General features: G+C 29.1%; 19 protein-coding genes. All 19 read left to right on the forward strand.

Annotated elements, in window-relative coordinates; all coding sequences use genetic code 11:
* The first annotated feature begins 9 nt into the window (after positions 1-9).
* Positions 10-1,026 (forward strand): alpha/beta hydrolase, encoded by a 1,017-nt coding sequence (locus ACCQ42_RS06555; RefSeq protein ID WP_094206123.1) that lies wholly within the window; start codon positions 10-12, stop codon positions 1,024-1,026.
* 4 nt (positions 1,027-1,030) lie between these two features.
* Positions 1,031-1,300: an acyl carrier protein gene (locus tag ACCQ42_RS06560; protein WP_073998353.1), complete on the forward strand. Its 270-nt coding sequence runs from the start codon at positions 1,031-1,033 to the stop codon at positions 1,298-1,300.
* Positions 1,300-6,207 (forward strand): AMP-binding protein, encoded by a 4,908-nt coding sequence (locus tag ACCQ42_RS06565; RefSeq protein WP_094206122.1) that lies wholly within the window; start codon positions 1,300-1,302, stop codon positions 6,205-6,207. Before ACCQ42_RS06560 ends, ACCQ42_RS06565 begins: the two co-directional genes overlap by 1 nt.
* Positions 6,200-7,174: a Rossmann-fold NAD(P)-binding domain-containing protein gene (locus ACCQ42_RS06570; protein WP_094206121.1), complete on the forward strand. Its 975-nt coding sequence runs from the start codon at positions 6,200-6,202 to the stop codon at positions 7,172-7,174. Before ACCQ42_RS06565 ends, ACCQ42_RS06570 begins: the two co-directional genes overlap by 8 nt.
* 10 nt (positions 7,175-7,184) lie before the next feature.
* A complete protein-coding gene (locus ACCQ42_RS06575; RefSeq protein ID WP_410035717.1) occupies positions 7,185-8,270 on the forward strand; it encodes a Gfo/Idh/MocA family oxidoreductase in 1,086 nt (361 codons plus the stop codon).
* A gap of 16 nt (positions 8,271-8,286) precedes the next feature.
* Positions 8,287-8,997: a class I SAM-dependent methyltransferase gene (locus tag ACCQ42_RS06580; protein ID WP_073998350.1), complete on the forward strand. Its 711-nt coding sequence runs from the start codon at positions 8,287-8,289 to the stop codon at positions 8,995-8,997.
* 107 nt (positions 8,998-9,104) lie between these two features.
* Entirely contained in the window at positions 9,105-9,743 is a 639-nt protein-coding gene (locus ACCQ42_RS06585) for a TetR family transcriptional regulator (RefSeq protein WP_174124519.1), read from the forward strand.
* Positions 9,744-9,884: 141 nt separating this feature from the next.
* Complete coding sequence (locus ACCQ42_RS06590) at positions 9,885-10,481, forward strand: MptD family putative ECF transporter S component (RefSeq protein ID WP_073998348.1); 597 nt, start codon at positions 9,885-9,887, stop codon at positions 10,479-10,481.
* Between the two features lie 2 nt (positions 10,482-10,483).
* Positions 10,484-11,185: an energy-coupling factor transporter transmembrane component T family protein gene (locus ACCQ42_RS06595; RefSeq protein WP_410035718.1), complete on the forward strand. Its 702-nt coding sequence runs from the start codon at positions 10,484-10,486 to the stop codon at positions 11,183-11,185.
* Complete coding sequence (locus tag ACCQ42_RS06600) at positions 11,170-12,636, forward strand: ABC transporter ATP-binding protein (protein WP_094206118.1); 1,467 nt, start codon at positions 11,170-11,172, stop codon at positions 12,634-12,636. Before ACCQ42_RS06595 ends, ACCQ42_RS06600 begins: the two co-directional genes overlap by 16 nt.
* Positions 12,626-14,416, forward strand: coding sequence for an ABC transporter ATP-binding protein (locus ACCQ42_RS06605; RefSeq protein ID WP_094206117.1), 1,791 nt, complete (start codon positions 12,626-12,628; stop codon positions 14,414-14,416). Before ACCQ42_RS06600 ends, ACCQ42_RS06605 begins: the two co-directional genes overlap by 11 nt.
* Positions 14,409-16,154 carry an ABC transporter ATP-binding protein gene (locus tag ACCQ42_RS06610; RefSeq protein WP_249239714.1) on the forward strand — a complete coding sequence of 582 codons (1,746 nt, stop codon included), beginning with the start codon at positions 14,409-14,411 and terminating at the stop codon, positions 16,152-16,154. Before ACCQ42_RS06605 ends, ACCQ42_RS06610 begins: the two co-directional genes overlap by 8 nt.
* A 31-nt stretch (positions 16,155-16,185) precedes the next feature.
* Positions 16,186-17,529 carry an MATE family efflux transporter gene (locus tag ACCQ42_RS06615; protein ID WP_019034951.1) on the forward strand — a complete coding sequence of 448 codons (1,344 nt, stop codon included), beginning with the start codon at positions 16,186-16,188 and terminating at the stop codon, positions 17,527-17,529.
* Positions 17,530-18,341: 812 nt separating this feature from the next.
* Positions 18,342-18,746, forward strand: coding sequence for a sigma factor-like helix-turn-helix DNA-binding protein (locus ACCQ42_RS06620; protein ID WP_072469600.1), 405 nt, complete (start codon positions 18,342-18,344; stop codon positions 18,744-18,746).
* 453 nt (positions 18,747-19,199) lie between these two features.
* The gene (locus tag ACCQ42_RS06625; protein WP_003033296.1) at positions 19,200-19,367 is read left to right on the forward strand and encodes a hypothetical protein; all 168 of its coding nucleotides are present in this window, start codon (positions 19,200-19,202) and stop codon (positions 19,365-19,367) included.
* A 98-nt stretch (positions 19,368-19,465) separates the two neighbouring features.
* On the forward strand, positions 19,466-21,184 hold the full coding sequence (locus ACCQ42_RS06630; RefSeq protein WP_410035719.1) for a recombinase family protein: 1,719 nt from the start codon (positions 19,466-19,468) through the stop codon (positions 21,182-21,184).
* Positions 21,177-22,919: a recombinase family protein gene (locus ACCQ42_RS06635; protein ID WP_195216087.1), complete on the forward strand. Its 1,743-nt coding sequence runs from the start codon at positions 21,177-21,179 to the stop codon at positions 22,917-22,919. The genes ACCQ42_RS06630 and ACCQ42_RS06635 overlap by 8 nt, the downstream gene beginning before the upstream one ends.
* Complete coding sequence (locus ACCQ42_RS06640) at positions 22,912-24,432, forward strand: recombinase family protein (RefSeq protein WP_410035720.1); 1,521 nt, start codon at positions 22,912-22,914, stop codon at positions 24,430-24,432. The genes ACCQ42_RS06635 and ACCQ42_RS06640 overlap by 8 nt, the downstream gene beginning before the upstream one ends.
* Before the next feature lie 185 nt (positions 24,433-24,617).
* Positions 24,618-25,421: a KilA-N domain-containing protein gene (locus ACCQ42_RS06645; RefSeq protein WP_036762283.1), complete on the forward strand. Its 804-nt coding sequence runs from the start codon at positions 24,618-24,620 to the stop codon at positions 25,419-25,421.
* Positions 25,422-25,457 lie beyond the last annotated feature (36 nt).

Genomic DNA, 25,457 nt, shown 5'->3' on the forward strand with positions numbered 1-25,457 from the left:
GATAATGTGATGAAAAATATTTGTACCGAAAAAATTGTTATAAAGGGAGCTGAAAAAAATATAACAGGTCAATTAGAATATGATATTAAGGATAAAAATAGTGAAAAAAATATAGTCTTATTCATTCATGGCTCTGGAGAAAGCGACAAAGATGGAACAGTTTATTATTCCAACAGGATTGTTTCTAAAAATTTTAAAATAATATCGGATGAACTTTTAAGAAATGGTGTAAGTACATTTAGGTTTAACAAAAATTATGGTTATCAAATTGACAAAATAATACAGGATGCTATTTGCATTACGAAGTATTTAAAAAATAGGAATGATGTAGGTAAGATTTATATTTATGGTTGGAGTGAAGGAGTTAGAGTAATAGCTAATATTATTAAAGAGGTAGATGGGATAGATGGATTAATATTGCAATCAGGTGTTGCTAAAGGCTGGAATTCTTACTTCCAGTATATATTAGAAGAGTTAGTTACTATGGAGTTAGAAAAAATAGATAGTGATAATGATGGCTTAGTAAATGTTTTTGATTTTGAGAGATACGAATTAAACTCTTCCTCTGTTTCGTTTGCAATTAGTACAATGCTACTAAGGAAAGCGAGTAATGGGATATTAAAGTTTAACGATAGAATTGATACAAATTCAGATGGCGTAATAAACATAAATAAAGATTGGAAGAACGTTGCAAAACTAATAGGAGATAATTCGTTAAACATTTCAAATTATGTGGAAAATTTTTTTCTAGATTCATGGAATGGAGATTTAGAGATTTTTAGCAAGTTTGGCAAACCAGTACTTATATTACATGGAATTAATGATGGATGGATTAATCCTGTGGAGAGCGTCGAGCTCGCAAAGAAAATAAATAAAAATGTAGATATAAAGCTATTCCCAGGATTGGGTCATTCTTTACAAAAAGTAGAGTCTCCACTTCAAGATATCGGCGGAGAAATTGACACTGAAGCTATTGAAAGTATATCGAAGTGGGTTATGTTGCAAATGAGAAAGGATATAGGCTAATTTTATGAAAAGTAAGAAAGATATAAAATTGAAAATAGTTTGTGATATTTGGTGCGAAATTTTAAATGAAGATATCAATAAAGACGATAACTTATTAGAAAGAGGTTTAGACAGTCTTAATGCAACAAAGTTTATCTCGATATTAAATCAAAGATATGCTATAAATATAAAACTAAAATCCGTGTTTTTATTTGTTACACCAATAGACTTTGTAGAAAAATGTTTAGACGAGATAGAATTAAATGACGATGTTATTTTTGAAGGTGAAATCTAATGAAAAAGGTTATAGATGACAATAGTAAAAATATTAAGGTGCATAATCTTACACCGATGCAGCATTCTTATTATATAGGCTCTCAAAATGATATAAAATGGGGAGGTGTAGATTGCCAAGGGTATTTAGAAATATTTTTAGAAGACTGTGATACTGACAAACTACTAAATTCATGGAAAATTTTAGTTAGTAGGCATGAGATGTTACGAGCAAGCATTTTTAATGGTAGATGTATAATAAATGGTTGCGATTATGTTGATAACATAGAGGTGATTGATCTTTCTAATTCTACAGACCATGATATTAAGAATAGACTATCTATTATACGTGAAGAACTCAAAAATACAGATTATAAAGTTTTTAATAAATCTTTCAAAGGAATTGTAGTAAAAACAAAAAAATTTAATATATTGCATTTATCTATAAATTTATTATTTGTAGATTTTGGGAGTGTACAAATTTTATTTAAAGAGCTAAAAGCTTTATTATCTGGTGCATTATTGGATAAAAAACAAGGAGATTTCTTTGATTATTTAGATTTAGTTAGTGAGTATAATGATAATAGAATATTAGAAGATAAAAAATATTGGAATGATAGAATAAATAATTTCCCATCATATCCTAGACTACCGAGGAGTGGAAGATTATCTCCAAAAACGAGTGTAGGAAATGAGTTCAAACGTTATACTTTTTATTTAAATAGTTCCTGCTTAGAATCATTAAAAAGAAAGTCTGTTAAATATGGTTTAACGTTTTCATCTGTTGTTCTTTCCGCATATTCTTATATTATTAGTTTATGGAGTGAGAACAAAAAATTTTTATTAAACATACCGATACAAAATAGAATACCGGTACTAGATAGTAAAAATATTGTAGGAGAATTTACAGATGTAAATATACTTGAAGTAGATTTTGAACAAACAAAAAGCTTTTTGGAGTATTCTAGGTCTATTTTTGAACAGTTAATAGATGATTTAGATCATAGGAACTATTCTGGTATCGATGTTATTAGTGATATAAAAAAATTAACTAATAATAGAGATTTTATATCCCCCTTTGTGTTTACAGGTGTTTTGCAGAACGATAGTAGAAGTCTGAATATTAAGTATGGAATAACAAAGACTCCTCAAGTATGGGTAGATTGTCAAATAGTCGAAGATGTTAGTGGATTGAATCCCGATAGAGCATTATCTATCAATTGGGATGTAAGGGAAGGGATTTTTGATGACGATCTAATTGATACTATGTTTTTGCGTTTTGAAAGATTTCTTACAGAAGTTGCTGGAAATTCATTTTCATGGGAAAATAATTTAGGAAAAAATATAGTTTCGTTTGAAAAATTTTATAATAACCACAAAGATGTTTCTATCAAGGGACGTATACAAGATAGATTTATTGAACAATCAATAAAACATCCAGACAGAATAGCTATAGTATACAGAGGTAAAGAGTATACATATCAAAAACTTTATTATGATGCTCTGAAGGTATCAGATTATATTATTAATAATTGTTCAAGTGCTGAAGTTCCATATATAGGGATTAAAATAGATAAAAATTATAATCAAATAGTTGGTATTCTAGGAATATTAATGAGCGGTTTTTCCTACTTACCAATTGATATTAGCCAGCCATATGAAAGACAACTAAAAATATTGAATAAAGCTAAAGTGAATTTTGTATTGGATGAAGACAGAATTAATGAAGCATTAAAAAAATGTGATTCATTTGACATTATTGAAAAAAAATATATTTCAGATATTGCGTACGTGATTTTTACTTCTGGAACGACAGGAACTCCTAAAGGTGTTATAATGACACATAATGCTGTATTAAATACACTTGCTGCTGTAAATAATTTAATCAAACTTACCTCTAAGGATAGGATATTGGCTATTTCAGAAGCTTCGTTTGATTTATCTGTTTTTAATATTTTTTCATTGTTAGGGGCAGGTGGTATGATTGTTATCCCAGATTCTGATAGGAAAAATGATCCATCTCATTGGAATGAATTAATAAAAAGATATGAGATTACGTTGTGGAATTCAGTGCCCGCACAGGTAGAGTTATTGGAATATTTTTGTAGAGAAAGAGTTGTTTTTCCTTCCCTAAGATTTAGTCTTTTATCTGGAGATGTTATTAAAGCAAAATTACCTGAAAATTTAATTAAAATTTTTCCTAATAGTAAGATATTCAGTTTAGGAGGAGCAACCGAGGGAGGGATATGGTCTATATATCATGAAATAAATCCTAAGGTTAGAGAATTACCTTCAATACTATATGGGAAACCTTTAGATGGACAATCTGTTGTTGTTATTGATAAACATTTAAATGAGTGTGAGATATATTCTGTTGGTCAAATAGCAATCGCAGGATACTCTCTAGCAGAAGGTTATTTGAATGATGAAGCTATAACAAAGGAAAAATTTATTTATGATAGTGATCGAAACTGGCGTTATTATTTAACTGGTGATTTAGGGAGATATCAAAAAACTGGCGAAATTGAATTTCTAGGTCGCATGGATAATCAAATAAAAATAAACGGATATAGGATAGAGATATCTGAAATAGAAAGTGAACTTTTAAAGTCTAATACAGTGGAAAATTGCTCTGTGTTAAAGATAGATAATAAAATTATAGCTTTTATTATAGAAAAGAATTCAATAAAAAAGCATTTGGATTTATATAAAATTATTTATAACAATAAAAATATTAATATGGAAGATTTTAATAGATGCTTAACTGATGCAATATTAAAATCAGTATATGATAATTTGAAGAAGCATGAAATTTTTTCAGTTAAATTAGAAAAATATTGGTCAATAGTAAACAAAACCAGTGTAACTAAAGAAAATCAGCCAATATTAGATAAAATGCTGCTATATTTAGAGCAACATAATTATATAAAAAAAATAGAAGATACTTTTGTAGATAGTAATAGGATTGTGAGTAATGATTTATGGAATCAGTTATGTAAAGACTATAACATCGTTGCTCCGAAATCGGTTACTAACTATATAAAAAAACATGCAGATAATTTCTGTGAGTTGTTGTCAGGAAAAATGAATCCGCTAGTGAATTTATTCCCAGGCGGAAACACAGATATTGCGGAAGATCTTTATAAACAAACTATTATTTCTAAATATATTAACAACATAATATCAGATGTAATATATTTGCATTTGAAAGATACTAGCTACGCAAATATATTAGAGGTAGGTGGGGGTATAGGAGCCACAACTGACTTCATACTTAGTAAATTTGCAAAAAATAAATATACACACTATGAATATCTATTTACAGATGTTTCGACATTTTTTTTGAATAATATAAAACAAAAATATCCATATATAAATACTGAAATTTTTGATTTAAATAATGTAGATGAGAAGATAAACAGCAATAAGTTTGATGTTATAGTTGCAGTTGGAGTATTGAATAATGTTATTAACATCGACAACTCACTTACTATTTTAAAAGAGATGCTGTCAGATAGTGGCATTATTATAATTGCAGATCCAGTAGGTGAACATATAGAAATAGACATTTCACAGGCATTTATGATGCCAAAGCATACCGACAGCAGAGCAAAAAGTGGTAACATTTTTTTCTCTGAAGAGGAATGGGAAGAAAGTATCAAATCTTGTAATTTAGATTTAATACTATCTATTCCAGATAGAAATTCAAATAATTTTTATTCAAATTTTGGACAAAAAATATTTGTGATGAGAAAAAATGATAATAAAAAACAGACTTATAAAGAGTTTTTAGGGGATAAGTTGCCTCAGTATATGATTCCAAGTGAATTTATATGTGTAGATACGTTACCTTTAACAGAAAATGGAAAAATTGATAGAAAAAGATTAGTAGATATCTATATGGAAACACAAAATTCATCCTTTAAACATGGTTTTGAAAATGAGAATAAGTCTAACGATAAAGAAAACCGTATGTTTAAATCAATATTAAAAATATATATGGATATAGGGGAAGTAGATAGTTTAACAGAGAAGGATAATTTAAGGGAGATTGGATTTGATTCGTTGTTATTGTCTCAGGCAGCAGGTGAGATAATTAATTTATATGGAGATACTTATGACATTAAGTTTAATGAATTATTAAAAATATCTTTATCTGAATGTAATTTACAAGATATATACAATTATATATTAGATAAAGAAATAAAAACAAACAATATAAGTGATAGTTTTTCTAGGACAATAGTAAAAATATATAAAGATGTTGGAGCTATAGAGAGTTTGAACTTGGGTGATGATTTAAGAAAATTAGGATTTGATTCATTAATGTTATCTCAAGCCGCTGGAAAGATAATGGAATTATATGCTGAAGAATATGATATTAAATTTGATGAATTATTAAGTGTATCCTTGTCGGATGGAACAATTGATAAAATTATCCTTTATATTAAAGCTGCAAAAAACGGAAAAAAATTTAATCAGAATGATACTGAAGAAAATTATAATAATGAAAACTTTAAAACAAGTGAAGTTGTTATTTTTGGAGATATAAATTGTGAGTCATATTTTGAGATAGTAGAAAAATTGAAATTAACAAAATTTGATTTTAAAAAAGTAAAAACATTCAAGCATCTAGTTGAATTAGATGATTGCAAAGAGAAAATTATAGTGGTTTTCGATAATGAATTCAATAAAATATTAAACTTTGCGAGTCAAAAAATTATAGATAGAAAGGCTTTTAAAAAGATTGTAGCTATATCTCCCAATTTAGATAATATATATGAGTCATATTTAGGGAGAATGGTAATCTGTCATAAAAAAAGTATAGAATTTATAGATAGAAACCCTAACTTTATTGACTGCGATTATAAATGTTATGACAATACAGAACAATTGTTGAATTTAATATTGGAGGAGATAGATGAATGATAAAGTAATAGGGATTTTAGGTTCAAGTGGTAGAATTGGAAGCATTTTAATTCAGATACTACAAGAAAAAGGATACATTGTAAAATGTGGATATAATGAGAACTCAAATGTTAAAAATGAAAAAGGTTATTTTTTTGATATTAGAGATGAAGAAAAATTAGATTTGTTTTGTAGAGATATTTCAATACTGGTAGGAACGGCAGGACCATCATCAGAATTAAGTGAATTTATGTATTATGCTGCATTAAGGAAAAATATATATTATATTGATCCAAGTGGATGTAAGTTACTTCATTTTAAAGATAACTCTGATGCCAAAGTGATATTAAACACAGGATTTATTCCAGGATTACTTGGAGTGATTTTAATGAATTTTATTGAAAAAATGAGTGATATTCCTGATAAAATTGAAATAATTCATGGTGGAGAATACAATTTCTCTAATAGTTCAAAAAAAGATTTCATAAAAGCAAAAAATGAAAATTTTGATGGATATTTCATGAAGAATGTAAAAGGAGGTAAATTACAGTATTCAGACCAATTATATCCAAATTATACACCATCTGAATTAAATATTTGTAAAATATTTCCATATATAATTAACGAAGTCGAATACATCGGAAGAAAATATAAAATAAAGGATATATACTCATATACGGCTTTGGGAGAGAATAGCTATAAAGATATTAATTTTAGAGATTTAGAATATGTTAATAAAGGATATTCAGTAAATGTTTCAATTTATATAAATTGTATATTAGACTACTTTAGTAAAGCAGCTATTTTTTCTACTCCAAATCCTGATTATATAACAGCGTATATAATATATACTGTAATAGAAGAAATTTTAGAAAGAGATTTACAAGTTGTCGGTATAAATAGATATTGTGATTTGTTTTATAATAAAGGAATTTTTGACTTGTTAAATAAATTACCTATTGTTTCAAAACAAATCAATAAAATATAGAAGAGGTTTTATGATGAGAAAAACGAGTGTTTTAGTCTGTGGTTCTGGATTTGGTAAGATATATCTTAATGCAATAAATAAAATGGATGATTTCTATATATCTGGAATTTTAGGTAGTGGTAGTAAGCGTACTAAAGTGTTGGCGGATAAATTAGGAGTACCGTATTTTAAAGATGTTAATGATGATAGAATTATAGCGGATTTAGCTTGTGTTATAATTCCAAATTCTGGTGCTGGTGGTCGTGGTTTTGAAGTTGCTAAAAGTTTGTTAAAAAGGGGTATTTCGGTTTTATTAGAACATCCAGTTCATGAAAAAGAAATATTGGAATGCCTGAAAGTGGCGAAAGATAATGGATTTATGATTAATCCATTCTATAGATACACGCAACCCTTTCTGGATTTTTTAGAAATACTTGTTGAATTAAAAAAGCAAAGTAATATTGTTAATATGTCATTAGAGTGTTCAATTAATGTTTTGTATGATGGTATTGATATGTTGAGTTGCTGTTTAAATTCAATATCATCTTGGGTATTAGGTGATGTGAGTGACTTACGTAATTTAGATGTTAAAGATAAAATATGTGATACTGTTTTAGTGTCAGAAATAGGAAAGACCCCGGTTACATTTAAAATTAATAGAAATGTAGATAAATATGATGCAGATCATCCAATGCATTTATACCATAGAATAGAGGCTACTTTTAGTAATGGAAGATTATGTTTGATAAATACTAATGGACCTATTGTATGGTTGCCTTTTATAGAATTACCAAGAGATTCAAATAATTTATTAAGTTTTGATAGTAACAATGAAGCTTTAAAGATCCCTACAGCAACTGTAATAGGAAGTAGTGTTGCTCCAAGTATTCTTAATACATTCGAAGAGATATGGATTAATGCTGTCAAAAGAGCAATAGTTGAATTAAATAATCAGGACAGAAATAGTAAATTATCAAATGTTCAATCACAAATTTTTGTATCAAGATTATGGTCAGACATATGTAAGAAGATTGGATACACAAATCAAGTGGAGTATCATAAAGTTGGAGATACAAAAAAAATACACGAAAATTTAATGAAAAAATATCAAAAATAAAGGGGGATTATATAATTTGTATGGGTCAGAAGTTGAGTTTTACGATATTACAAGTAGAAATTCGTGGGAACAAGATAAAAAAATTATTGATGAGATTATGCCTTTGGTTAGGAAAAAAGGTATAGTATTTGACATTGGTGCAGGAACGGGCAATTTATCAATATATATATCTGAAATGTTTGATTGTGAAAAGATTTATGCTATAGAAAAATCTCCAGAAATGAGAATTGCATTAATGTCCAAATTACAAAATGTTATTGCTAAAAAAAATAATATAACGGTAATTGATACTAATATATTTGAAATTGAATTTACTAAAGATATATCCGCTGTTTTTTTGATGGGGGTAGTAGGACATTTTAATATGTATGAAAGAGAATTTCTATGGAAAAATTTAGGTGAAAAATTGGAAAAGGATGCCCCTATACTTATAAGTAATTTAAGTAAAGAGTATTTTTATATAAAGAACGGAACTGTATTGGAGAATGTGAGAGTAGGAGATTATGAATATGAATTGATAATGAAAGAAAAAAAACACATTAAAAAAAACAAGTTTCAATGGAAGTTTCTGATTAATCTTAATAGAGATAAAGTTTTACAAAGACAGATAGTATATACATTGGAATGGGAAAATATAGATAATGAATGTATTATTAATGAATTACATAAATTTGGAATTAAAGGGGTTCAGATATCAAATAATTACATTATAGCATATAGGAATTAAATTATTTATATTAAAAGTATAGTACTTACATGTATTAGCATTGAAATTAAAAGCAAGGCGTGTTATAATATAACTAAGTTATATTTGAAAGGAGAATGTAGTGAATAGTGGCTAATGGAGATTATGAGGTAACTCACTCAAAGATATTAGATTGTGGTAAAAAAATTTTCAAAGAAAAAGGATTTGAAAAAGCTAATCTAAGAGCAATATGTAAAGCTGCGGGCGTGACAACAGGTGCTTTTTATGGACATTTTGAAGATAAAGAAGATCTTTTCTGTAAATTGGTTGAACCTCTAATAGACCAAATAAACATATATTATACAATGTATGAAGACAAGAGTTTTGATGTTTATAAGAAAGAAAGCCCAATAAGTAGAGAAGCTATTCAGAATGTTTTGGAATCAAAAGCACAAGGTGCTATTGAAATGGTACTGTATTTCTTTGAACATAAAGATGTGTTTGAACTTTTAATATTCGGTTCTTATGGAACAAAACATAATAACTTTTTAGATAGTATCATTGAGAGAGAAGACAAAAATCATTTTAAAATTCTAAGTATGATTTATGGCGAAAATAATGTCAATGATGTAATAACTAATAGAGGAATACACTTGCTGAATCATGCATACTTTTATGCTTTATCAGAAGTAGCAGTTCATTCGCAAAATAAAGAAGAAGTAAAATTAAATGCAAGTTTGATTTCACAGTTCTTTAATGAAGGATGGAGAAAAATTCGAGGATTATAAATAATTTTTAGCTAAATATAACTTAGTTATAATTGATTTTTAACTTAAATATAACTTAGTTATATTGGTCGTGGAGAGTATGGAGTTAAAAATTAATATCTATGTATTAGACATAAATAAAATTTTAAGGAGGATTAACTTATGAATTTAAAAAGTGTTGTAAAAATAGCTGTTTTTTCAGTTATTGGATTTATTTTGACAATGGGATTAGGATTTTTGACGGGATCCTTTGGAATGCTCCCAAGTTTATATTTATCGTCAGCCTTGCCAACAATTATTGTAGCACCGGTTTTTGTTATTATGTGTAAACAGGTTCAACAAAGAGGTACAGCATTTTTATATTTTCTATTGATGGGTGTTTTCTATGTTCTCATGGGAATGTGGCCAGTAATTGTTGTTTGTGCTATTGCAGGAATTTTAGCAGAGCTTGTAATTGGTAAAAAGGAAAATTATGTGAATAAAAATATGAGGGTTGGAACTGCGTTTGGAGCAGGTATGTTCATATATTCCTTACATGCTATGTATTTTATGTTTGTATTTGGTGTAGAAGGACTTGCAAAGCAATTTCCAAAAATGTTTACAAAAGATTATGCAACATTCCTTTATAATTTTTACACTCCTAGAAACATATTGATTTGTCTGCTGATTTCACTTGTAGCATCAGTCATAGGTGCTTATTTCGGGACATACATTTATAATAAATTTTTTAGCAATAGGAAGAAAAAAAGTGTTTTGTAGAGATGAAAAAAAATAATAAAAACAAATACCTACTATCAGATAAAATCAACCCACTTACTATAGTTGGGTTGATTTTATTATTTTCAGTTATTTTAACGGTAGGAGAACAATCCCAATACTTATTTTCCCTTATTTTTGTTTTAGGGTTATTATTTTTATTTTCTATCAAAAAAGCATTTAGAACGATATGTTCATTGCTTATAGTATGGGGACTTATTTATTTACTAAAACCGCATTTAGGAAATGTTTTTATTGGCTCTATATATACAATGCTACTTATAGTGTTGAAATTTGCTCCACTTTTCATATTGGGAAAAGTTCTGTCATCATATAGCTCCTCGCATCTAATTGCTGCATTTAGAAAAATTGGAGTTGAAGGTGGAATAGGTATAGGAATCACAGTATTTTTTCGTTTTATTCCAGAAATCTCTATTAGGATGAAGGAAATAAACAACGGCATGAAAATTAGAGGATTTAAAGCAAGTATTTTCAAACCAATTAAAACATTTGAGTTATATTTTGTTCCTCTTATGTATAAGTGTATAGACATAAGCGACACCTTAACTTGTTCAATTATATCAAAGGGAATTGAATACGATGGGGAAAAAACAAGTTTTCATGATGTGAAAATTACATTTATTGATATCGCAATGATAGTCGGAGGGATGATTTTATTGGGGATGAGTTTATGGAAAATATTTTAGAGGCAGAAATCAAATCTTTTCATTATGGAGAAGATTTGATATTAAAAAATTTAAAAATGTCCGTAAAGAAAGGCGAAATTGTAGTCTTAACGGGTCTTTCCGGATGCGGAAAAACGACACTTTTAAGATTACTAAACGGGCTTATTCCATCCTTTTATGATGGTGATTTGGACGGAGAAATCAAGATTTTAGGGAAAGATATAACGGCATATAAAAAGGGAGAGTTAGCTAAATATATTGGCAATGTATTTCAAAATCCTAAAGATCAATTTTTTTGTGATGTGGTTGAAGATGAAATTGCTTTAGTGGGTGAAAATTTGGGCTTAGACAGGGATACATTAAAAGAAAAGGTTGAAGAAGCAATGGACTTATTAGGAATAAGCCATATTAGCAAAAAATCTATTTTTGAATTATCGGGAGGAGAAAGGCAAAAAGTAGCTATAGCTGGAACTCTTATCTATGATACAGATATTATTTTTTTTGATGAGCCATCAAGTAGCCTCGATTACGATAGTATAAAACACTTCAGTGAAATACTTCTCAGATTGAAAGCGATGGGGAAGACAATAATTATAGCGGAACATAGACTCTATTATTTAAAAGAGATTTTTAGCAGGTTGATTTATATAAAAGATTGTACAATATGTGGTATTTTTCCGAATGGGAGTCTTAGTAATGATAAGTGTAAGGAACTTGAGTTAAGAACACTTAATGAAAGAGAATTGGTATCAGAAATAGAACCGATTGTAGCTGAAAGCTACATAAAACTAAATAACGCTTGTATCCATCAAGGGAAAAGAACATTGATAAAAAGTTTAACTTTTGAGCTTGGGAAAAGCGAAATAATGGGAGTTATTGGTCCTAATGGTATTGGGAAAAGTACTTTAGCAAAAGCATTATGCGGATTATCTGAAAAATATTTAGATGTAAACTATGGGCATAAACAAAAGGAAAGGCTCAGAAACTCATACTGTGTATTACAGGATGTAGATGCTCAGATTTTTTTAGACACCGTAGAAAATGAATTGATATTTTGTAAAGATAAAAACTCGGAAAGTGATTTAGAAGAAATCCGTAACTACTTAAAAGATACAGATTTGTGGAATAAGAAAACCAATCATCCACAGAAATTATCCGGGGGACAAAAACAACGATTAGCAATTATCACTTCATTTTTATCAGGCCGTAAGCTAATAATTTTGGATGAACCAACATCAGGGCTTGATTATAAAAGTATGAAAATCATGTCCGAATTAATGAAAGAAAAAGCAAAGGAGATTCCAATTATAATAATTACTCATGACTTAGAGCTGTTATTTAAAACCTGTCATTCCGTCTTAATGCTCGGTGATAAGGATTATAAAAAAATATCTGTAAAAGGAAATGAAGAGTTGATCATGGATTTTATGGATAAAAAAATTTTATGGAAGGAGATAAACTATGTTAAATAAGGTTTTCGAATATGCTGGTACGCATAAAAAATCAATTCACTTAGCAAGTTTTATTATGCTTATTAGTGTAATTATGGGTGTGTTACCCTTTCTATTTGTATATCAAATCATCAATCCACTTGTTTTAGGTAAACAATTGGAATTTGAAAGAATTGTTTTTTTATTGATAAGCATTTTAGTTTGTTTAGTATTACAAGCTGTCTTAGGTGGAGTAGGTCTTAATGTCTCACATAAAGCAGCATACAACACGTTACTTGGACTTCGAACATCTTTACAGAAAAAAATGGAAGCCCTTCCATTGGGTGTTGTTGAAGAAAAAGGGACGGGTACAATCAAAAAAATGTTCGTGGATGATATTGGTAGTTTAGAAGTGCTTTTAGCTCATTCGCTTCCTGAAGGAATAGCGAACCTAATTGTACCTATTATGGTTTATGTTTCAATGTTTTTTATTGACTGGAGATTAGCTTTAATGTCATTAGCTTCTATTCCGATTAGCGTTCTCGCAATGATGATTATGTACTCTGTAGGTATGAAACAAATGGGTCCATATTATATGGCAAGTGGAAAAATGAATAATACCATTATTGAGTATGTAAACGGTATGGAAGTTGTAAAAGTATTTAATAAGCAAACAGAGTCTTATGAACGCCTTTCTAAAGATATCAGTAATTACAGAGATTATGCACTTGCTTGGTATAAGACGGCATGGCCATGGATGGCGTTATACAGTGCCTTACTTCCATGCACAATTATTTTAACATTGCCGCTTGGTGGCTACTTTGTATATATGGGCTATGCAAGCCTTTCTAACTTAATATTAATATTATGCCTTTCTTTAAGTATAGGCTTACCACTACTGAAAGCTCTCGGATTTTTACCAACTATGCCGCAGTTAAATTATAAAATTTCTGCTTTAGAACAAGCCTTAAATATGGCTCCTTTAAAACAGGGAGAAAATGATTTTAAGGGAACAGGACAGACTATTTTATTTGACAATGTTACCTTTGGCTATCAGTTAAGCAGGATGGGAGAAAATGGACAGCCTGAAACCTATATTAAGAATGTTATTCATAATGTTAGTTTTACGGCAAGAGCCGGCGAAAAGACAGCGATTGTTGGCGAATCCGGTTCAGGAAAAAGTACTTTGGCTAAACTTTTAATTCATTATTATGATGTTTTAGATGGAAGCATAAGTATTGGTGGACAAAATATACAGGACATAAGATTGGAATCACTCAACAAACAAATTTCTTATGTAGCACAAGACCAATATCTGTTTAATACCTCTCTTTTAGAAAATATTCGCATTGGTAATTTAGATGCCAGTGATGATGAGGTTATAGAAGCAGCTAAAAAAGCCCAGTGCATGGAGTTCTTAAATAGACTTCCGAATGGCATTTATTCTTTAGCTGGAGAAGCAGGAAAGATGCTTTCAGGTGGAGAAAGGCAAAGAATATCATTAGCAAGAGCCATTTTGAAGAATGCTCCGATTGTTGTGCTTGATGAGGCAACAGCTTACGCAGATCCAGAAAATGAAGAAAAAATGGAAGCGGCTATTCGTGAACTTGTAAAAGACAAAACCTTAATTGTTATTGCACATAAGTTGCCCTCTATTGTAGATGCGGATCAAATATTGGTTATGGATCATGGTCGTTTAGTTGCGAATGGAAAGCATAAAGATTTATTAGAATCTTCGGTAGAATATCGTAAATTATGGGATGCGACACTATTTAGTAAAGATTGGAAAATCAGTAGAAAAGAAGGTGAAATGAATGTTTAGACTAATTTCAAGAATTTTAAATCTATCAGGTAAATACAAAAACAGAATAAAGTCCGCATTTATATTTGCCTTTATTGAATCTATATTAAGTAAAATGCCTATATTTATTGCATTTACCGTTTTGATTGGATTTTATGAAAAAACGAATACCCCCAAAACTTTTCTATATGTAGGAGTAGGACTTGTTTTAGTGGTTTTATTACAAGCAGTAGTTCACTTCTTAAGCGATAAATTACAAAGTGCAGCCGGCTTTATGATTTTTGCTGATAAAAGAATGGAACTTGGGAATCATCTTAGAAAACTTCCAATGGGATATTTTACAGCAGGTAATTTAGGAAAAATAAATTCTGTTTTAAGTTCGGACATGGCTTTTATTGAAGAAGTTTCCATGAGTACGATTGCCAATATGATGAGCTATGTATTATCAACACTTGTACTAACAGTATTCATGTTTGTTTTAGATTACAGAATTGGACTGATTGCTGTGTGTGTAACACTGGTTGCAACACTGCTTGCAAATAGAATGAATAAGATGTCTTTATCGGAAGCGGCTATTAGACAAGAACAGAGTGAAAAACTAACAGATGCAGTTTTATCATTTGCTGAGGGGATTGGTGTTATTAAAAGTTACAACCTTTTAGGTGAAAATTCTAAATCTCTTACAGATAATTTTGTATCTTCGAAGAACACATCAATAAAATTTGAAAATAAAATAACACCATGGACAACCGGTTTAAATATTATTTATGGGATTGGCATTACATTTATTTTGGCAGTGGCTTTATATCTTAATAGTAAAGGAACTTTGGGACTTCCATATATGTTGGGGCTTATTTTGTTTGTGTTTGACTTATTTAGCCCTTTAAAAACACTTTATGGTGAAGCTACAAGGCTTACTGTAATGAACGCTGCTTTAGATCGCATTGAAGAAGTGTTAAATGAAACTGAACTGCAAGATGTGGGCAAAAAACAAATTTCAAATTCTGATAACTCAGAACCTGAAATTTGTTTTAATCATGTTAAATTTTCTTATGGTGAAAAAGAGGTCTTGCATGATATGAGTTTCAAAATGAATAAGAATACAATGACGGCTTTAGTTGGGCAGTCCGGTGGAGGGAAATCCACAGTGGCAAATCTTTTGGCAAGATTCTGGGAAGTAGACTCTGGAGAAATTTTGATTAGAGGAGTGAATATAAAGGATGTTTCACTGTCTGAATTGATGTCAGAAATCAGTATGGTTTTCCAGAGAGTTTATTTATTCCAAGATACAATTTTTAATAATATTGCTATGGGAAAAGAAAATGCAACTAAGGAAGAAGTTATAGAAGCCGCCAAAAAAGCAAGATGTTATAATTTTATTATGGCACTTCCTGATGGATTTGACACAATGATCGGAGAGGGAGGTGCAACTCTATCTGGTGGTGAAAAACAAAGAATTTCTATTGCTCGCTGTATATTAAAAAATGCTCCTATTGTAATTCTTGACGAAGCAACAGCAAGTGTTGATGTGGATAATGAAAGCTATATACAGGAAGCAATCAGTGAATTGGTAAAGAATAAAACATTATTAGTTATCGCTCATAGATTAAATACTATTAGAGATGCCGATAATATTATTGTAATCAAGGAAGGCAATATTGTAGAACAAGGAACCCATAATGAACTAATTGCTTTAAATGGGATTTATAAAAATATGGTAGAGCTGCAAAATAAAAATAATGGCGTAAAAATACTGTGAGAAAATATTTATTATAAATGGAGGTAAGTACGTGAAACAGGATATGAAAGAACAACTTCTTACAAAAAGTCCATTATCTTTAATGTTTCAACTATCCATTCCGGCTGTAATCGGAATGATAGTTATAGGATTATATCCATTAATGGATGGAATTTTTGCAGGAAATATTATAGGACAAAGTGCAATGACCGCTTGTGGAGTTGCACTTCCACTTACATTTTTTAACAGTGGTACATCAACTTTACTTGGAGTGGGAAGTGCATCAATTTTATCTAGATCTCTTGGAAAAGGTGATAGAGAAACCGTAGATAAGATTATGGGAAATTTGATTTATTTTGTAATTTTATTTTCCGTAATAATTACAGTTGGAGGAATAATTTTAGCTCCACATTTTCTAGACTTAGTAGGTGCAAGTGGAGAGATTAAAGAACTTGGAGTTAGGTACTTAAGGGTAATATTTTTAGGCTCTATTTTTGTAAACTTCACACAATCAGCTAATATGGTTATGCGTGGCGAAGGTCTTATGAAAAGAGCCATGGGAATTATGGCAATGGGAGCCTTTATAAATATTATTCTTGATCCAATACTTATGAAAGCTATGGGAGAATATGCCATAGAAGGGGCTGCCATTGCAACCGTAGTTGCTCAAATTATTCAAGCTATTGTAACTTTATATTACTTTAAAAATAAAAGTGAAAATGTAAAAATAGGAAAAATTAGAAAGTATAAAGAAGTTTATAAAGAAATGTTTGGTGTAGGAGTTTCTGCAATGATTATGCAAGTTTTCTTTATGATTCAACAGACACTTTTATATAAACAAGCCTTTTTATACGGAGGAGAGACAAACGGCATATTAATGGCAGCAACTCTAAGAATTTATGCCTTTTCATTCATTCCACTTTGGGGAATGAGCCAAGGACTTCAACCGGTCGTTGGAACAAATTTTGGTGCTAAAAAATTTGATAGGGTAAGAGAAACTATGAAAGTATTTTCAATAGGCGGACTAGTTCTTGCTGCAATATTTTGGATACCTGTACAAATATTTACAAGAGAAATTCTATCAGGATTTAATGTAAGTGAAGAAATAATATCACAAGGATTGAATAATCTTAGATTATTTTACTCAGTATTTATTTTATACGGAGTAATGGTTATGACCATAACATTTTTCCAAGCTATTGGTGATGGCAAAAAGGCAGGAAAGATTGTAATGCTAAGACAACTTATTTTATTTGTTCCAGCTATGTTAATACTTCCTAAAATTTTCGGTAGTAGTGCAGTTTGGTGGGCAGAGCCGGCAGTTGATTTATTGATGATTATAGTTGGATTAATAATGCAAGGAAAAGCTCTTTCAAAAATGGTAAAAGGCAACTAAATAACATTTTAAAAAATAATATATTTAGACTTTGAAGGGAGAGATTTTCATTGTGAATGAAAATTCAAAAAGATAAAGATTATCCGTCAATCAAAAAAATTACAAATACAAAAAAACTGGGAAAAAAGTATTTATTTCCAAAAGGTTTAATAAGTCAATAATGATATATATAAGCGGGAATAAGTACAGGATGCTTATATACTTATTATAAAAGAAAAGAGGATATTTTATATGATTTAATTTCTGAAAAATTTAATTTTGTGAAATTCATAGAATTTGTATTAAAGGATGTAGACAGTATTATTAATACAAATATTATAGAAATATTAATAGATAAAATATTCAGTTGTGAAGAATTCAGATCTATATATGCTATTTTTTAGTTGAATCTAAGGATGATAAAAAATTTAAGAATTTGAAAGAACAAATAAAACTCAGATTTATAAATTATTTTAATAATAATTTAGATAATCACACAAGCATGGAAGCTAATAAATTTCATGACAAGCTTTAGTTATTAATACTTTCAATAAAATATTTAGATATAAAAAAAGATAATTATGCTCATATCTATATTTAGAAAGATATATGTGTAATGGAGGTAGATACTTTAATGATAAAAAATCTATATAAGGAAATAATAAGTTTATCTACCTATTTAAACATCATATTTATTTTTATTTTTTAGATTTAATAAAAAACTGCATTTAGTTTTTAAACTATTATTTTTTAGAGGACGCGGCATGTCTAAATGTCGCAGTCCTCCTTTTTTTATTTTCAAAAAAGAATTTGAAAAAGAAAAGGAGGACAAGATGTCTAAAGAAAAATATATTTATGTGGATGGAAAGAAAATATATGTAAGCGATGAAATTTATAGAGAATATAAGAAACTAAAGAATCGTGAAGAGTATCTATCAAGACTAGATAGAAAGTATAGAGATCTTTATTTTACAAGCGAAAATGATGCTATAGAAAATATAGTAGATAAAAGTGTAAATGTAGAAAAGATAATTGAGACTAAGCTTAGAATAGGGGATCTATATAAGGCACTTGATAACTTAAATGAGGAAGAAAGAAAGATAATCGATGCTTTATATTTTGAAGAAAAAACAATCCGAGATCTAGCAAAAGAAAAAGATGTATCTTCCAAAAAAATTTTCACATCAAGAAATAAAATATTACAAAAACTAAAAAAACTACTCGATGTAGAAGATTAGGGAATTACTAAGGATCTTCTTGTTTTTTATGGGAAATTAAAAAATACTTCAAAAAAATGGAAACAAGAGGCATAAAAATTAAGGTTTATATATAGAGGGACTTTTAAAACCTCGTTATATATAGATTTGAACCTTGACAACTGAATAGACCAAGACAGGACATTAACCATTTGTGGAGCTTTATAATTTCTTCGCCATGACTTTTCTGCTGATAAGGATTTCGGCTTAAATAAATACTCTAGTTAAAAGAAGGATAAAAGAAAACGAGCGACAAAAAGAAATTATATATTCAGCCTAGGAAACTGATGCATTGAAGCAAATGGGGATAATGATACTTCTACAGTTGTTGCCGGCTCATCTTGAAAAGGGGCGGTGGTGAAATTCCAATGTCGTGGCCTACACGCCTGTTAATGTCAAAAAACTTAAAAATATTGAAGATAAGGAGAAGATATTATGTGTGATGAACATAATATAGATATAGAAATGAAAACAGATAAAAAAGATAAACAGACAATAAATCAAATTGATGGTTGGAATATAGAAGTTAAATTTAATGAAAATGGATTTAGTTTAGAAAATTTAGTAGAGGAATACATCAAAGAAAAATTTTCTGTCTATTAGGGGCTGACAAAAAATATAAGGAGCATTATAATATTTTTGTGGAAGCCTAACCTTGGTTCGATTTATTGTATGTAAATTGAATTAAAGGAGGCTTTTTTGTGTTTAAAAACAATTTAGCAAAAGAAAATTTGGCAGTTATGTATTTAAGATTATCAAAAGAAGATGGCGAAAAAACAGAGAGTAACTCTATATCCAATCAAAGAGAAATTATAAACTCTTATGCAAGAAAAAATCAAATTACAATTGTCAAAGAGTATGTGGATGATGGGTATTCAGGTGCAAATTTTGATCGTCCCAATTTTAAAGAAATGATGAAGGCTGCCTATGATAGAAAGTTCAATACAATTATTGTAAAGGACTTATCAAGATTCGGAAGAGATTATATAGAAGCTGGAAAATATATTCAGAGAATATTTCCGGAAAACGGTATAAGATTTATATCAGTAAATGACAATTACGATAGTAGAAGTGCAGATATAAACGATACACATCTTATACTTCCTATAAAAAACTTCATCAATGACAGTTATTGCAGAGATATTTCCAATAAGGTAAAAAGCTCCCAGAAGATAAAAAGAGAAAAAGGTGATTTCATCAGTGCCTTTGCACCCTATGGATATAAAAAATCAGAAAAGAACAAAAATAAGTTAGTGGTTGATGAACAAGTTGCTAAAAACATTAAAAATATATTTGATATGAAGCTCTTGGGATATTCCTCAAAGGCAATTGCAGATGAACTAAATCATTTAGGAGTTTTAACTCCAAGAAAATATAAAGAAAGTCAAGGATTTAAGTGTAATGGATTTCAAAATACAAAAGGTGGAACTTGGTCAGCAAAGACAGTAAATAGAATTATAGAAAATGAAGTATATATTGGAAATACTTTACAAGGAAAGAGTGTTACTTTAAGTTATAAAAATAAAAAGCAGATAGAAAAAGAGAAAGAAGAATGGATAAGAGTAGAAAATACCCATGAAGCAATTATAAGTAAAGAAGTTTTTACTATTGCAAATACTATGTTAAAAAGAGATTTGAATAATTCTCGTGGAAAGGACAAAATTGATATTTTTACAGGAATGCTTTTTTGTAAAGAATGTGGAAGTTCTTTGATTAGAAGGACTGTAAAGTATAAAAAAAGAGAAGAGATATTCTATATCTGTTCAAAGTACAACAAGGGAAAATCTTGCACAAGACACAGCATAAAAGAAGAAACTTTGATAAAAGCAGTATCTAAAATAATGAAGTCCTACATTGAATTTAATGAAAATCTATATTCTAAAGTTCAGCGTATAGATATAAATAAAAATTTGAAAGACAATCAAATTCCTATACTAAGACGAGAAAAAGCAATGACAGAAGAACTCTTATCTTCTCTATACCTTGACCTAAAAGAAGATGTTATTAGTAAAGAAGAATATCAACTTTTTAGAAAAAACTATACAGAGAAACTGACTAAATTAGATGAAAGTATCGAGTATAGATTGAAAAAACAGGAATATACTAAGGAGAAGATTAACAAAAATAAGAGTTGGATCATCGACATTAACAAGTATAAAAATTTATCGGAAATAGATAGATTGTCTGTTGTGATGCTCATTGATAAAATTTTTATTTCTGAAGATAAAACGATAGATGTTAGGTTTAATCATACCGAAGAATTGTCTTTACTTGAAGAAATGACAAAAATAGATAAGTCTGACATTAAATCTAACACCATAAAAAAGAAAAGTATCGATATAAGCAGGAAGTCAAAAACTATCCCCACTGTTATGAATAAAAGTCTTGTAAGTGCTGAAAGTGAGGTATGCTGTGGCTAGAACAAAAAATAGGCATATATCACAATCAGAAACAGAAGTTGGAAAAGTGATTGAAAAAATATACATTGCCGGTATTTATGCTAGATTATCACAGGAAAGAAAGGAAGCTTACAGGGATAAAAGTAATTCACTTGAAATGCAGGAAGAACTTTGTATAAATGCTGCAAAAGAAAAAGATATAAAGATTTTAAGAGTATACAAGGACTATGAATATTCTGGAACAAATTTTAAAAGACCTGCATTTATTGAAATGATGGAAGATATCCGAACAGGTAGGATAAATTGTATCATAGTAAAAGATATGTCAAGGTTTGGTAGAGAGTATTTAGAAATCGCAAACTATATCGAAAAAGTATTTCCATTTTTGGGAGTTCGATTTATTTCCGTAAATGATAATCTGGATACCAAAGACGGTATAAAATCAGATCAGAGTTATGAAATAGCAATAAAAAATATCTTCAATGATTTATACGCAAAAGATATTTCAAAGAAAATAAAAGCCTCTAAAGAAATAAAAATGAAACAAGGGTCTTTTATAGGAGCAATGGCTCCGTATGGCTATAAGGTTGATAAAATTGATGGAAAAAGAGTTCTGATGATGGACGAAAAGGCAGCAGATGTAGTAAGACTTATCTTTTATATGGCAAATCAAGGTAAATCCAATATGCAAATAGCAAGAGAATTGACTAAAACATATACGACACCTGATGAATATAAAAGAACAGGTAAAATTTTTAAGGATAAAGAAGATACAAAACAATGGGATATTTCTTATATATCAAAAATGCTTTCTGATGAAGTATATATTGGGAATTTGATTCAAAGAGTATACTCAAATAGACATGATCCAAGTAGGAAAAGTAAGTTTCGTGATAAAGAAGAGTGGATTATAACAGAAAACACCCACGAAGGGTTAATAGACAAAACTACATTTGAAAATATCAGAGAGATAAAGGAGAAAAAACAAAACTATCTACCTTACCATTCACTGAAAAACATAATAAAAGACGGAAAAGAAAATGTTGGAGTAAAAATTCAAAGAGATCATAAAAAAGAAGGAAAGTATGACGACCTTATACAGTGCAGTGTTTGTGGTAGAAATTTGAAAAAACAATATGGACCACGAGGACTGAAATATCATGATGAGATTTGCTATTGTTATTATTGTAAAGGTGGAGACAGATTAAAATTGGAAAAATCTCATGTCAGAATATATGAAACAGACCTCGACAAAATTTTAGTAGATACCTTAAAAAGACTGTTTTCAAGCTTTTATAAAAAGGATAAAAGATTACAACTAAAAATATATTTAGAAAATATAAGTGCTGAAAAGATAAATCAAGTTTTTATAAAAACAGATGTAAATAATAAAAAGATTGCTTCTCTTAGTATCAATCTACAAGAACAATATGAAAACTATGTTAAAGGAGATGTTCTTTTAAGTGATTTTAAAATAGAAAGTAAAAAAATAAATAATCAAATAAAAACCTTGAAAAATGAATTAAAAGTTTTTGATGAAAGAATAAGAAATATAAAAAAGAAAAAAAGAGAAATTATAGAATTTATAGATGTACTATTTTGCTGCTTGGATGCTAAAAGCATAGAAGTTGATAAAGAATTGGTCGATACATTAATTAGCCATATAGAAATATCAGAGTATAAGCAGGTTACCATATATTTTAAGTTTAAACTTGATAAAGATGTGGGAAAGCAGTTGGAGGTAGAGCATGAATAAGATAGCTATATATTTAAGACTTTCTGAAGAAGATTATCACAAAGTAGATGAAAGTGAAAGTATAGCAAATCAAAGAGATTATATAAAAAGCTACATTGAAAATGAAACATCTTTAAAAAGTTGTGAAATAGAAGAATATGTAGATGATGGATATTCTGCTACTAATACAAATAGACCTTCCTTTTTAAGGCTTATTGAGGATATAAAGAGTGGTAAAGTAGGAACTATAATTGTAAAAGATATGTCTAGGTTTTCAAGAGATTATATTTTGCTTGGGGATTACTTAAGCAATATATTACCATTTCTAAAAATACGATTTATTGCTATTAATGACAACTATGATTCTTTAAAAGAACAAGGCAATGGCTTAGATACAGATACACAGTTTAAGACATTGTATTATGATTTATTCAGTAAGGAATTATCTGAAAAGGTAAGAAGTTCTATTAGGCAAATTAAATCGCAGGGGAAAAATATAAATTGGGCAGCACCTTTTGGATATATTAAAGATCCTAAAGATAAACATAGTATCATCATTGATGAAAAAACAGCTTTTATAGTTAAAGAAGCTTTTGATTTATTGCTAAAAGGATATTCCTGTATTCAAGTGGCTAATATATTTAATGAAAAAGGTTATATTACACGCTCTGAACGAAAAGAAGAACTGAAACTTTCTGATTATACTGGAAATTTAATTACTGGAAGTGAGGTAAAGAAAAGAGTTTGGACAAATGCAGCTATCTCACAGATTACAAGGAACGAACTATATACAGGAGATTATGTATATAATAAATTCAAAGAAACAAAAATAGGTGGAAGAAAAAGAATTTTACTTCCTGAAGAGGAGTGGAAAATATTTCCAAATACCCATGAAGCTATTATTTCAAGAGAAGTATTTGATGAGGTAAAGAAAATAAAAGAAAAACGAAGTTTTGGGGGATATACAGGAAACAAAAATCGTTCTATTTTTTCTGATAAGATTTTTTGTAAAGAATGTGGTAGACATATGAGTTTTCGATGTGACAGTAGACAAAAGAAGAATTCAGATAAAATATACAAGTACAAAAGTTATTATTGTAATTTATGTAAAGATGAGAAAACACCAAACAATATCAAAGAGAAAGATATTATTGAACTTATAAAACCTAAATTAAAAGATTTTAAGATTCACAACACATTAAATAAAGAGAAAGTTATAGAACACAAGAATGTAAAAGAAGAGATTCTAAAGGAAATATCCATATTAAACAGTAATTTACAAATTATCTATGAAAACTATAAAAAGAAAAATATTTCGAAAGAGGCGTATCTAAAGGAAAAATCTCTTATACAAGATAAAAAGATATTATTGGAGAGTAAGTTGAAAGAATTGAAGTCAGAGGAGATTGATTTGAAGAAAGAATTTGATGGTAATTCATTAGATAAGAATAATTTATTGAAAGCCTATGTAGATAGTTCTATTGATAAAATAGTTGTATCAAGAAGTGGAGAAAGAGAAATTGTAGAAAAATAGATGAATAGCATTAAAAGTAACTCATAATCTCGCCAACTTTAATTTTAATACGCCAAAATAAAAATAATGGCGAGGAAATTTGCGGAAACAAATAGTACTGTTTACTATGAGTTGATAAGGTAAATATTTAGGAACAAAAAAATGATATAATTATAGTTAAAATGAGATATTGTGAGGTGATTTTTGTGTCTAAAATAAATGTGGAAGGATCAGAAATTAGCATTATTGCCATAGATAATAGAGATTATATTTCTTTAACCGACATGGTTAGAAATCTTGAAAATGGTGTGGCACTAATAGAAAAATGGCTAAGGAATAAAAATACAATTGAATTTTTAGGAATATGGGAAGAAATGTATAATGCGAATTTTAATTCCACCGAATTCGAGGGAATTAAAAATGAAGCAGGTTTTAATCGTTTTATTTTATCGGTTAAACAATGGGTCAATAAGACGAATTCTATCGGAATTGTTGCCAAAGCAGGAAGATATGGTGGAACATATGCACATAAAGACATAGCTTTTGAATTTGCATCGTGGGTATCACCTTATTTTAAGCTCTATCTTATTAAAGAGTTTGAGCGCTTAAAAGAAGAAGAACAAAAACAATTAGGTTGGGATATCAAGAGGAATTTAGCTAAGATAAATTACAAAATTCATACAGATGCAATTAAGAATAAACTTGTCCCTGAGAAATTATCAAAGGAAAGAATAAACTATATCTATGCAAGTGAAGCAGATATATTAAATGTAGCTTTGTTTGGAATGACATCAAAAGAATGGCGTGAAAGTAATCCGGAGTTAAAAGGAAATATGAGAGACTATGCTGATATATCACAATTAGTGTGTTTATCAAATCTTGAGAACTTAAATGCTGTTTTTATAAATGAGGGAATGGATGCAACTGAAAGGATAGAAAAATTAAATGCAATTGCTATTGAACAAATGAGGATTCTAACAGAAAGTGAACGTATAAAAAAGTTAAAATAAAAGTTTTGTATATAAATTAGGCGATAGAAATATCGT

The sequence above is a fragment of the Anaerococcus kampingae genome (assembly GCF_046365475.1).
Classification (GTDB): Bacteria; Bacillota; Clostridia; order Tissierellales; family Peptoniphilaceae; genus Anaerococcus; species Anaerococcus kampingae.

Coding starts and splice junctions, on each gene's coding strand:
- ACCQ42_RS06570 (WP_094206121.1), top strand. CDS start 6,200: ATGAATGATAAAGTAATAGGGATTTTAGGTTCAAGTGGTAGAATTGGA.
- ACCQ42_RS06590 (WP_073998348.1), top strand. CDS start 9,885: ATGAATTTAAAAAGTGTTGTAAAAATAGCTGTTTTTTCAGTTATTGGA.
- ACCQ42_RS06600 (WP_094206118.1), top strand. CDS start 11,170: ATGGAAAATATTTTAGAGGCAGAAATCAAATCTTTTCATTATGGAGAA.
- ACCQ42_RS06610 (WP_249239714.1), top strand. CDS start 14,409: ATGTTTAGACTAATTTCAAGAATTTTAAATCTATCAGGTAAATACAAA.
- ACCQ42_RS06565 (WP_094206122.1), top strand. CDS start 1,300: ATGAAAAAGGTTATAGATGACAATAGTAAAAATATTAAGGTGCATAAT.
- ACCQ42_RS06560 (WP_073998353.1), top strand. CDS start 1,031: ATGAAAAGTAAGAAAGATATAAAATTGAAAATAGTTTGTGATATTTGG.
- ACCQ42_RS06575 (WP_410035717.1), top strand. CDS start 7,185: ATGATGAGAAAAACGAGTGTTTTAGTCTGTGGTTCTGGATTTGGTAAG.
- ACCQ42_RS06640 (WP_410035720.1), top strand. CDS start 22,912: ATGAATAAGATAGCTATATATTTAAGACTTTCTGAAGAAGATTATCAC.
- ACCQ42_RS06555 (WP_094206123.1), top strand. CDS start 10: ATGAAAAATATTTGTACCGAAAAAATTGTTATAAAGGGAGCTGAAAAA.
- ACCQ42_RS06605 (WP_094206117.1), top strand. CDS start 12,626: ATGTTAAATAAGGTTTTCGAATATGCTGGTACGCATAAAAAATCAATT.
- ACCQ42_RS06620 (WP_072469600.1), top strand. CDS start 18,342: ATGTCTAAAGAAAAATATATTTATGTGGATGGAAAGAAAATATATGTA.
- ACCQ42_RS06625 (WP_003033296.1), top strand. CDS start 19,200: ATGTGTGATGAACATAATATAGATATAGAAATGAAAACAGATAAAAAA.
- ACCQ42_RS06595 (WP_410035718.1), top strand. CDS start 10,484: ATGAAAAAAAATAATAAAAACAAATACCTACTATCAGATAAAATCAAC.